7 protein-coding genes and 1 pseudogene are annotated in these 11,432 nt (G+C 72.6%); all 8 read left to right on the top strand.

Annotation, left to right across the window (positions count from 1 at the left end; translation table 11 throughout):
• A pseudogene (locus EYA84_RS16945) lies at nt 1–535 on the top strand (D-TA family PLP-dependent enzyme); the annotation flags it as partial.
• Nucleotides 532–2,106 carry an amidohydrolase family protein gene (locus EYA84_RS16940; RefSeq protein ID WP_131054040.1) on the top strand — a complete coding sequence of 525 codons (1,575 nt, stop codon included), beginning with the start codon at nt 532–534 and terminating at the stop codon, nt 2,104–2,106. The pseudogene EYA84_RS16945 and the gene EYA84_RS16940, both read left to right, overlap by 4 nt.
• On the top strand, nt 2,103–3,503 hold the full coding sequence (locus EYA84_RS16935) for an aldehyde dehydrogenase (RefSeq protein ID WP_131054039.1): 1,401 nt from the start codon (nt 2,103–2,105) through the stop codon (nt 3,501–3,503). The genes EYA84_RS16940 and EYA84_RS16935 overlap by 4 nt, the downstream gene beginning before the upstream one ends.
• A complete protein-coding gene (locus EYA84_RS16930) occupies nt 3,496–4,917 on the top strand; it encodes an amidohydrolase family protein (protein ID WP_161594985.1) in 1,422 nt (473 codons plus the stop codon). The genes EYA84_RS16935 and EYA84_RS16930 overlap by 8 nt, the downstream gene beginning before the upstream one ends.
• Nucleotides 4,918–5,076: 159 nt before the next feature.
• On the top strand, nt 5,077–7,410 hold the full coding sequence (locus EYA84_RS16925) for a transketolase C-terminal domain-containing protein (protein ID WP_236145810.1): 2,334 nt from the start codon (nt 5,077–5,079) through the stop codon (nt 7,408–7,410).
• Nucleotides 7,411–7,831: 421 nt separating this feature from the next.
• A complete protein-coding gene (locus EYA84_RS16920) occupies nt 7,832–8,830 on the top strand; it encodes a glycoside hydrolase family 11 protein (protein ID WP_131054036.1) in 999 nt (332 codons plus the stop codon).
• A 198-nt stretch (nt 8,831–9,028) separates the two neighbouring features.
• Complete coding sequence (locus EYA84_RS16915; RefSeq protein WP_161594984.1) at nt 9,029–9,811, top strand: GntR family transcriptional regulator; 783 nt, start codon at nt 9,029–9,031, stop codon at nt 9,809–9,811.
• Between the two features lie 106 nt (nt 9,812–9,917).
• Nucleotides 9,918–11,294: an ABC transporter substrate-binding protein gene (locus tag EYA84_RS16910; protein ID WP_131054034.1), complete on the top strand. Its 1,377-nt coding sequence runs from the start codon at nt 9,918–9,920 to the stop codon at nt 11,292–11,294.
• Nucleotides 11,295–11,432 lie beyond the last annotated feature (138 nt).

Below are 11,432 nucleotides of genomic sequence, written 5' to 3'. Positions count from 1 at the left end.
GTCCGAGGCCGACGCCGTCCGGCGGGCCGCCGCCGCGCTCCGCGCCGCGGGCACCACCTGCGAGGTGGTCAGCGTCGGCTCGACCCCGACGTTCCTCACCGCCGCAGACCGCCGTGGCGTCACCGAGACCCGACCCGGCAACTACGCGCTGCTCGACCGCACCCAGGTCGCCCTCGGCGTGGCCACCCTCGACCAGTGCGCGCTCTCCGTCCTCTGCACCGTGGTCAGCACCGGCCCGGGACGCGCCGTGGTCGACGCCGGCTCCAAGGTCTTCGGCCTCGATCGCGGCGCGCACGGCGTCAGCGTGCTCGACGGCTACGGCGAGGACCCGGACCGGGGCGCGGTGCTGTCCTGGCTCTCCGAGGAACACGGTGTCGTCGACGACCCGTCCGGGCGGTTCCACGTCGGCGACCGCCTGCGCTTCGTGCCCAACCACGCCTGCGTCGCCGCCAACCTCACCCGCCACCTGCATTTCGTCGACGGTGACACGGTGCTGGAGACCGTCACCGTGGCCGCCTCCGGCGGTGGCCGATGACCGGCGGCCCGGACCTGCTGCTGCGCGGCGGCACCGTCGTCGACGGGACCGGCGGTCCGCCCACGGTCACCGACGTCCGGATCAGTGCCGGCCGGATCGACGGGCTCGGCCCCACCGGCCGGGTCCGCGACGCCGTCGAGGTCGACTGCCGTGGCCTGCACGTGCTGCCCGGTGCCGTCGACGCGCACTCGCACGCCGACTTCACCCTGCCGACCGCGCCGCACGCCGCCGGGCTGCTGCGTCAGGGAGTCACCACCGTCGTCACCGGCAACTGCGGCTTCTCGCCCTTCCCGGTGCGCCACCCGGACGCCCCACCGGCCAGCGGCGGGTTCCTCAACCCGCTCCTGCCGCACGGCTGGCCGGACCTGGCCGCCTACCGCACCGCGCTCACCGCCGCCGGAGTCCGGGTCAACGTCGCGCCGATGATCGGCCACGGCTCGGTACGGGCGGCCACCGCCCGGGCCGACGGGGACACCGGGGCGCACCGGGCACGTGTCCGCCACGCGATCACCCGGGCACTGGCCCAGGGCGCGGTCGGGGTCAGCCTCGGGCTGGCGTACCCCGACGGCCGTGCGGCGGACCGGACCGAACTCACCGACGTGGCGACGCTGGCCGCCACGACCGGCGCGGTGCTCGCGGTGCACCTGCGCGACGAACGGTCCGGCTGCGTCGCCGCCGTCGACGAGATCCTCGACCTGGCCGCGCGCAGCGGCGTGGCCACCCAGATCTCGCACCTCAAGGCGATGGGACGGGCGAACTGGGGATCCACCCGCACCACCCTGGCGCACATCGACCGGGCCCGCGCCGCAGGCGTCGACGTCACCGTCGACATGTACCCGTACACGGTCGGCGCGACGACGCTGACCGCCGCGCTGCCCGACTGGGCCGACACCGGCGGCGCCGAGGCGATCCGTCGGCTGGTCCGCGACCCCGCCGGCCGGGCGCGGTTGCTGACCGAACTCGCCGCCGGAGGCGGCTACGTCGGCCTCGACGAGGTCGTCGTCTCGCACGCCTCGCCCCGGTGGCGGCCGGTGATCGGACGCCCGCTGCCGCAGGCCGCCGCCGCGCTCGCCGTCACCCCCGGCGAACTGCTGCTCGACATCCTGGCCGACGACGCGGCCGGGGCCACCATGCTGGTCGACGCGATGACCGCCGACGACGTCGACCGGGTCCTCACCCACCCCGCCGCGATGGTCGGCTCCGACGGATGGGTCATCGACCCCACGCCGGGCGCGCATCCGCGCAACTTCGCCACCTTCGTGCGGACGCTGCGCGCCGCCGCCGACCGACCCGAGCGACTGGCCGACGCGGTCCGCCGACAGAGCGCCGCCGTCGCCGACCGGTTCGGGCTGGTCGGGCGGGGCCGGGTCGTCCCCGGGCACTGGGCCGACCTGGTCGTGGTGGACCTCGCCGCGCTGCACGACGGCGGCGACGACCCGACCGTACGGCCCGACGGCGTGCGGCAGGTCCTCGTCAACGGGATCGCCGGGTACGGCGAACTCCTTCCCACCACACCACGACCGGCGGGGCGGGTGCTGCGCCGCGCCGCCGACGGCAGGAGGCCACGATGACCGTCAACCCGCTGTCCAGCCCGGCGACCGGGGAACACCTCGGCGAATGGTCGGAGGTCGGCCCGGCCGGCGTCGACGCCGCCGTACGCACCGCCTCGGCGGCACTGCCCCGGATGGCCGCGCTGTCCCGCTGGCAGCGGTGTGACCTGCTGATCGCGACCGCCCGTGCGCTGAGGGCCCGCCGGGACCGGGTCGTCGCCGATCTCCTGGTGGAGCACGGCAAGGTCCGGGCCGAGGCGGAGGCGGAGGTGGACACCGCCATCCACGCGCTGGAGAGCACCGCCGAGTACGCCCGCCGCCTCGACGACGGCACGCCGACCATGTCCGACCCGGCCAAACGCGTCTTCGTCGACCGGATCCCGCTCGGGGTGATCGGCGTGATCACTCCCTGGAACTTCCCGGTCAACATCCCGCTGGAGTACCTCGGGCCCGCGCTGGCGATGGGCAACACGGTGGTCTGGAAGGGGGCCGAGAGCACCCTGCGCAGCAGCGCCCACGTGCTCGCCGCGATCGTCGAGGCGGGCTGGCCCGACGGCGCGGTCACCCTGGTCGAGGGCGGACCGCAGACCGGTGCGGCACTCGCCGCCCACCAGGGCCTGGCGGCCGTCGGGTTCACCGGCAGCAGCACGGTCGGGCACCGTATCGCCGCGACCGGTGGGATGCGTCGGCTGCTGCTCGAACTCGGCGGCAACGGCCCCACCGTGGTCTTCGACGACGCCGACCCGTACCAGGTGGCCGAGGCCGTCGTCACCGCCGCCACGTTCTGTTCCGGGCAGAGCTGCGCGGCCACCGAGCGGGTCCTGGTCCAACAGGGCCGCTACCGGCAGGTACTCGACGCCGTCGCGGCGGTGGCCGCCGAGCGTCGGGTCGGCGCACCGGAGGACACCGACGCGGCCTTCGGCCCACTGCACCTGGCGCAGACCGGTGCCACCATGCGCGAGCACCTCGCCGACGCCACCGACCGGGGAGCCCGGCTGGTGGTCGGCGGCGAGCCGCTGACCGACGCCCCCACCGACCGGTACTGGCCGTTGAGCGTGCTCGACCGGGTGGACCCGGCGTCACTGGTGTTCACCGAGGAGACCTTCGGCCCGGTCGTCCCGCTCACCCCGTTCCGCGACGAGGAGGCGCTCGCCGATCTGGTCGCCGCCGGCGGGTACGGGCTCAACGGCGCGGTCTTCACCGCCGACCTGGACCGGGCGTTCCGGGTGGCGCAGTCACTGCCGTGCGGCAGCGTCGTGGTCAACGACCACTCCAACGTCTGGGAGACGCACCTGCCGTTCGGCGGCCACCCCGGACGCGGCAGCGGCATCGGCCGGGTCGGTGCGCCGTACGCGCTGCTGGAGTTCTCCACCGTGCGCAGCACCATCCTGCACCTGGGGAGAGCGGGCCGTGGCTGACCCGTCGACGACCGGGCCGCAGCCGGACGGCACCGACACGCCCGTGCCGGCCGACCTCGTGCTGCGCCACGGGCGCGTGGTCACCCTCGACCCGCGCCGCCGCATCCTCACCGACGGCACGATCGTCGTGCACGCCGGCCGGATCCGCTGGGTCGGCCCCGACCGGCTCCGTCCGGCGACCACCGGGCCGGAACGGGACCTGGCCGGCGCCGTGGTCCACCCGGGCCTGGTCGACGCGCACGTGCACACCGGCACCGAGACGGTCCGGGGCCTCGCGCCCAAGGGCGCCGAGAGCTGGGAGACCGTGGAGGAGGTGGCCTACCTCGGCAAGACCCCGTACGACGAGGAGTTGGCCGCCACCCTGAGCGCGATGGACATGGTGTCCAGCGGCACCACGCTGTTCGCCGACACCGGCGGCTCGGTGCACCTGGACGCCACCGCGCGGGGGATCGCGGCGGTGGGGATGCGCGGCATCCCCGGCCACATCCTCTGCGACGTGCCGCAGGACGGTGTGCTGGTCGAGGTGGCGACCGACACCGACACCTGCCTGGCCCGGCTCCGGGACCAGCTCGACCGGTACCCGTGGCGGCCCGACGCGCGGGTCCGCGCCGCGGTGACCCTGGTCGGCATGGGCCTGGACAGCGACGCGCTGTTGACCGCCGCCGCCGGTCTGGCCGAGGAGTACGACGTACCGCTGATCATGCACCAGTCGTGGGACCGGGCCGAGGTGGACGCCAGCCTCGCCGGGTGCGGCGTCCGGCCCGTGACCCGGCTGCGCGACCTCGGTCTGCTCGGCGCGCGCACCACCCTCGTGCACATGATCCAGACCGACGACGCCGAGCGGGACCTGGTCCGGGAGACCGGCACCCGGGTCGTGCACTGCCCGTCGGCGTCGCTGCGGCGGGCCAAGGGGGCGCTGCGCGACGGGCGGTTCCCGGAGATGGTCGCCGACGGCGTCACGGTCGCGCTCGGCTCGGACGGCCTGTCCGGCCCGCGTGACCTGTTCCGTCAGGCATACCTCGCGGCGACGGTCTTCCGGGAACTGCGCGACGAACTGCCCACGCTCACCGCCGAGCAGGTGCTGGAGATGTCCACCCTGCACGGTGCCCGCGCACTCGGCATGTCCGACGAGGTCGGCTCGATCGAGGTGGGCAAACGCGCGGACCTGGTGGTCCACGCCACCGACCGGCCCCAGTCCCTGCCGGCCTTCGACGACCCCGTCGACTGGCTGGTCTTCTATGCCGGGGCCCGCACCGTCGACACCGTCCTGGTCGACGGCGAGATCCTCTACGACCGTGGACGGTTCACCCGGATCGACACCGACGAGGTACTCGCCGCCGTCGCCGACCAGGCCCGCCGACACGAACGCGCCATCGGCCCGGACCGCTTCGCCCGCTGGCCGCTGATCCGCTGACCGCCGCCCGGTCCGTCCCCTCACCACCGACCACCGGCCACGCTGGGAGTTGCCATGCCTCCGTCCACCCCGACCGCCGTCGCACCCCGTGAGCCGGCCGAGCCCGGGTACGCCGACCTCGACGAGATTCAGCGCCGGGTGCTGTGGCTCGCCGTCCGGATGGTCGACGCCGCGAACCGGGAACGACCCAACCTCGACGGGGTGAAGGTCGGCGGCCACCAGGCGTCCAGCGCCTCGCTGGTCTCGGCGATGACCGCGCTCTGGTTCGCCCACCTCGGGCCGGACGACCGGGTGGCGGTCAAGCCGCACGCCGCGCCGGTCTTCCACGCGATCCAGTATCTGCTCGGCGACCTGGACCGCGCGTACCTCACCCGGCTGCGTAGCCGGGGCGGCCTCCAGTCGTACCCGTCCCGGACCAAGGACCCGGACCGGGTCGACTTCTCCACCGGCTCGGTCGGGCTCGGCGCCGCCGCACCGTTGTTCGCCGCCGCCACCCGCCGGTACGTCGACGCGCACTTCGGGCCCCGCCCCCGGTCCCGCTTCGTGGCCATCCTGGGCGACGCCGAACTCGACGAGGGCAATATCTGGGAGGCCGTGGCGGACCCGGCCACCCAGGGGCTCGGCGACGTGATGTGGCTCGTCGACTTCAACCGGCAGTCCCTGGACCGGGTGGTCCCCGGGGTCCGGATCGACCAGTGGCGTGGCCAGTTCGAGGCGGCGGGCTGGCACGTGCTGGAGGTGAAGTACGGCCGGCGGCTCCAGGCGGCGTTCGCCCGCCCCGGCGGTCACCACCTGCGCGCCTGGCTGGACCGGATGCCCAACGAGCAGTACCAGTCGATGTTCGGCCTCACCGGCCGGACCCTGCGCGACCGGCTGACCGAGGGGGCACCGGCCGAACTCGGTGACGTCCTCGCCGACGTGGCCGACGAGGACCTCGCGACGTTGGTGCGCGACCTCGGCGGCCACGACGTCGAGGCGCTGCTGTCCGCGTACGCGCAGTGCGACGCGGTCACCGACCGGCCCAGCGTGGTGTTCGCGTACACGGTCAAGGGCTGGGGTCTGCCCACCGCCGGTGATCCGCGCAACCACTCCAGCCTGCTGACCGGCGCGCAGATCGACGAGTTGCGGGCACAGCTCGGCCTCACCGCCCAGACCGAGTGGGACCGCCTCGACCCGGGAACCGCTGCCGGGGCCCTGGCCGCCGGACGCGCCGAGCTGTTGCGCCGACCCGCCGCCGCCCCCGCACCGCCGATCGCCCTGCCGGCGCAGACCGGAGTCGGCACCCGCCGGCCGATCGCCACCCAGGAGGCGTTCGGTCGCATCCTGACCGACCTCGCCCGGATCGACACCGTGGCCCCGTACCTGGTCACCACCGCGCCGGACGTGGCCACCTCGACCAACCTGGCCGGGTTCATCAACCGCACCGGCGTGTTCGCCCCGACCGCGCGGCGGAGCTGGACCGAGGACGGCATCCTGCGCTGGAGCGAGGGGCCCACCGGGCAGCACGTCGAACTCGGCATCTCCGAGATGAACCTCTTCCTGCTGCTGGGCCAACTCGGTCTCGCCGAGCACTTGTCCGGCCAGCGCCTGCTGCCGGTGGGCACGGTCTACGACCCGTTCGTCCTGCGTGGACTGGACGCCTTCGTCTACGGCGCCTACTCCGGATCGCGGTTCGTGGTGGCCGGCACCCCGTCCGGGGTCTCGCTCGCCGCCGAGGGCGGGGCGCACCAGTCCACCATCACCCCCTCGGTCGGCCTGGAACTGCCGAACGTCACCTTCGTCGAGCCCGCCTACGCGGGCGCGCTCGACTGGCTGCTCTGCGACGCGCTGCACCGCGTCGGCGCGGCGGCGCAGCCGACCGGTGACGGCGGGACCGACGCGTCCGGCGACGGGGAGGGCAGCTACTACTTCCGGCTTACCACCCGACCGATCGACCAGCAGCCGTACGAGGCCGCCCGGCAGCGCATCGGCGACGTGGCGCTGCGTCGGCAGGTGCTCGACGGCGCGTACCGCCTGGTCGACGCGTACCTGGAGTATCCGCACCTGCGCGGCGACGGGCTCGCGCCGGCACCGCTGGTGCACCTGGTCGGTTCCGGGGCGGTGCTGCCCGAGGTGCTCGCGGCCGCCGCGGAACTCGCCGAGGAGGGGATCGCCGCACACGTGGTCGACGTGACGAGCCTGGACCGGCTGTACCGGAGTTGGCAGCGGTCGTTGCGCCGGTCGGTGCGGACCGCCACCCTGCCGGAGTTGCCGGGTGCGTTGCACTGCGCGTTCGGCACCCGGGCGCCGGTGGTCACCGTCCACGACGCGGCGTCGCACGCGATGTCCTGGATCGGTTCGGCGCTCGGGGTGCCGGCGGTGCCGTTGGGGGTCGACCGGTTCGGCGAGTCCGGCACGGTGGCCGACCTCTACGAACTGCACGACCTGATGCCGGGGAGCATCGTCAACGCCGCGCTGACCGCGCTGGCGCTCGGAGGCGGTCAGGGTCGGTGAGCGCCCGCCGGTGCCGGCCGTCGTCCGGAAACCTCCTGGAAGTTACGACGGTAGGGGCCCGGCGTGTCCGCGGCGACACCGATAGTTGCGGTGGCTATCGTCCGAGGTAACGCGCTCGCGGCGCCGCTGAACAGGATCAACATCGCGGTGCTCGGTTGTTCCGGTCGGTCGCTGATGTCGGGAGTGTTTCCGGAAGTTGTTGACGTGTCCAGGGAAGTCGGCCAATACTGTTGCCCATCGACGCGGCTCAATCGTCGTCGAGGTCGCCACCAGTTCCGCCGGTCACCCTGCGGCACGACCGGTACCCCACCACCACCGAACGCGATACGCGCCGACCGTCGACGGCGGTCGCCCGGGCCGCCGAGAGGCGGTCGGCGCGTACGCACCGCTGGCCTCCGGCCAGCCGTCCCGAGGAGGAAGCATGCCCGACGGCCTCGTCCCACCGAGACGCCGCAGAAGCGGTCGCCTCCGGTCGCTCATCGGCGCGGCCTGCGCCGTGGCGCTGGTCACGACCGGCACCGTGGCGATCGCGACGGGTCCCGCCCACGCCCAGACCGTGACGTCCAACCAGGAGGGGAACCACAACGGTTACTTCTTCTCCTTCTGGAAGGACAGCGGCAACGTCTCCATGACGATGGGGAACGGCGGTCAGTACAGCACCCAGTGGAGCAACGTCAACAACTTCGTCGCCGGCAAGGGCTGGAACCCGGGTACGCGGCGCAACGTCACCTACTCGGGCACCTTCAGCCCGAACGGCAACTCGTACCTGACCCTGTACGGCTGGACCCGTAGCCCGCTGGTCGAGTACTACATCGTGGACAGTTGGGGCAGCTGGCGTCCGCCGGGCGCCAACTCCATGGGCACGATCAACACCGACGGCGGTACGTACGACATCTACCGCACCCAGCGGGTCAACCAGCCGTCGATCGACGGTACGCAGACCTTCTACCAGTACTGGAGCGTCCGGACGTCGAAGCGGGTGGGCGGCACCATCACCACCGGCAACCACTTCGACGCGTGGGCCGCGCGGGGCATGAACCTGGGCAACCACTACTACCAGATCATGGCCACCGAGGGGTACCAGAGCAGCGGTAGCTCCAACATCACGGTGAACAGTGGGGGCACCACCAACCCCACCACCCCGCCGCCCGGCAGCGGCGGCTGCTCGGTCAGCGTGAGTCGGGCCGAGGACTGGAGCGACCGGTTCAACGTGAACTTCTCGGTCAGCGGCAGCAACAACTGGACCGTCTCCATCCGGACCAACGGCGGCCAGAGCGTGCAAAACAGCTGGAACGCGTCGATCAGCGGCTCCAGCGGCACCCTCACCGCCCGGCCGAACGGCAACGGCAACAACTTCGGCGTCACGCTCTACAAGAACGGCAACAACACCACGCCGACCGCGAGTTGCTCCGCGAGTTGACGTGATCGACCGTGACGGGGTGTCGGCCATTGGCCGGCACCCCGTCCGTCGTCGTGCCTCGCTGCCCGGTTGTGGGGTGAGTTGACCCGCGCCAAGTTTCCTCAGGTCAGGGGCTTGACGGCGTGATCGACCGGCCCTATGTTCAGTGATGTCCACAGACTAATGCGGACATCACTGAACAAGCGACGAGGAGCAGGCGTGGCGACGACGCAGGAACTGAACCCCGCCGCGATCAGGGCACTCACCCGACAGGTCTCGCCCGCCGAGGCCGAGGCGCTGCACGAGCAGATCTCGCAACTGATGCGGCAGCGCATCGAGTCGGGGGAGTGGCCGGAACACCTGAAGCTCCCCGCCGAGCCCGAGCTGGCCGCCGCGTTGAACGTCTCGCGGGGCACGGTCCGCCGGGCCATCCGTACGCTGATCGAGGCCGGCCTGCTCAAGCAGACCCGGGGCAAGGGCACCTTCGTCCGGGGCCAGATGCTGGAGCAGGAGTTCGCCCAGGAGCTGATCTCCACCGCGCAGAGTCTGGACCGGGAGGGCGTCGAGTACCACACGCAGGTGCTCTCCGCCCGTGTCGTGCAGGCCCCCTCGCACATCGCCGCCCACCTCGGCCTGCGTGCCGACGACCTCAGCGTGTTGGCCATCCGCCGGACCCGATCGGTCGGCGGCGAGGTGGTCTACCTGCTCGACAACTACCTGCCCACCGCCCTGTGCCCGGACCTGTCACCGCAGGTCCTCCAGGAACGGTCGCTGTTCGGAGTGCTCGAACACGACTACGGCGTGACCGTCGACTCGGTCCGGCGTACCTTCTCCGCGATACTTCCCGACGACGACGTCAGCACCGCGATGGCGCTGCGTCCCGGGGTGCCCGTCCTCTACCTCGAGCAGATCTCCTACCAGGCCAACGGAGACTCCGTCGAGTACTCCGACGTCTGGGTACGCGGCGACCGCGTACGGATCTCCTCCTGGATCAAACGGTAGGACGGCCGCCCCAACCTCGTCCTTCCCCCAACACCACACCCCACCCCCACCCGTGCCGACGGTGGTTCGCCACCGCCGTCGTCGCACGCTGCCCTGAGGAGACATCATGCGCAACGAGGCTCCCTTCCGGCTGTCCAGGCGCGGCCTGCTGACCGGCGTGCTCGGGATCGGCGGCGCCGTGGCGCTCAGCGCCTGCGCCGGCCGCGAGGGCGACACCGGCACCGCGAACGTCGCGGCGGCGGCCGACACGTTCGACGGCTCCGGCATGACCTGGGACCGCTTCAAGGGCGAGACGCTCAACCTCCTGCTCTGCGAGCACTGGTGGACCTCCGCGGTCAGCAAGCGGTTCGCCGAGTTCGAGGCGCTGACCGGTATGACGCTCAAGGCCAACACGCTCTCCGAGGACAGCTACTACCAGCAGGCCCTGGTGGCACTCTCCTCCGGCGCCACCACCTACGACGCCCTGATGGTCGGCAACCTGCAGGCCGGGCAGTACATGAACGCGGGCTGGCTGGAACCGCTGGACGCGTACTTCGGCGGCGGCGACCTGGTCAACACCGGCTGGTTCGACCCGAACGACTTCTTCGAGCCGGCCCGCCGGGCCAGCAGCCTCAACGGTGAGCTGATGGCGTTGCCGCTCTCCGCCGAGGCGGGCGTGGTGATCTATCGCAAGGACCTGGCGTCGCAGGCCGGGATCACCGGCTTCCCCACTCAGGAGAGCCTGGTCGACGCCAGTCAGAAGCTCTCCGCGACCATGGAGCGACCGTTCGCCGGGCGCGGTCGACGCGGTCTCGACATCGTCTGGACCTGGACGAACTACTTCCTCACCCAGGGCGGCGAGTTCTACGCCGGCAACACCCCGGCGGTGGACAGCCCCGAGGCGGTCGCGGCGACCGAACTGTACGTGCAGCAGCTGCTCAGCCGGTACGGCCCGAAGGGCGCGTCCAACATGAGCTGGCTGGAGGCCACCGGCTCGGTCAACGAGGGCCGGGCGGGTCTCTACACCGACGCCAGCGGGCTGCTGTCGGTCGTGCTGGACAAGAGCAGCAGCCAGCACACCGACCAGATCGCGGTGTCCCGCTGGCCCGGCAGCGCCGCCGCCCCGGCCGCCCCGAACTACTGGTACTGGATGGCCGGCATCCCGAAGGCGTCGCGCAAGAAGGAGCAGGCGGCGCTCTTCTACGCCTGGGCGATGAGCAAGGAGACCGCCACCGCGGTCAGCGCCGAGTCGGGCAGCCCGTCGGCCCGCGAGTCGGTCTGGTCCAACAAGGACTTCCTCTCCTTCTACCCGGGCGACATGTCGCAGGAGATCGTCGCCAACCTCCAGGCCGTCCAGCCGGAGCGGGTGCCGTACGCGCGGCCGACCTTCCCGAGCGAGGCCGACGCGCTCTCCCTCGAACTGATCAAGGTGCTGGTGGACGGGAAGGACCCGAAGCGGGCCATGTCGGACGCGGCGGCCGCGATGGCCCGGGCCGGCCGATGACGTCTCGCCCCACCACCGTGGACGACTGCCGGAGCAGTCCAGGCCGAACGAGGTTGTGATGTCCGCAGATCGAACAGCCGTGCTCGCGCGGCAGGCCGCCGACCCGACGCCGCCGACGCGTCCGGGTCGCACCGGCGG

Origin of the sequence: Verrucosispora sp. SN26_14.1, assembly GCF_004307965.1 — a bacterium.
Lineage (GTDB): Bacteria > Actinomycetota > Actinomycetes > Mycobacteriales > Micromonosporaceae > Micromonospora.
This window is presented reverse-complemented; position numbering and strand designations above follow the sequence as displayed.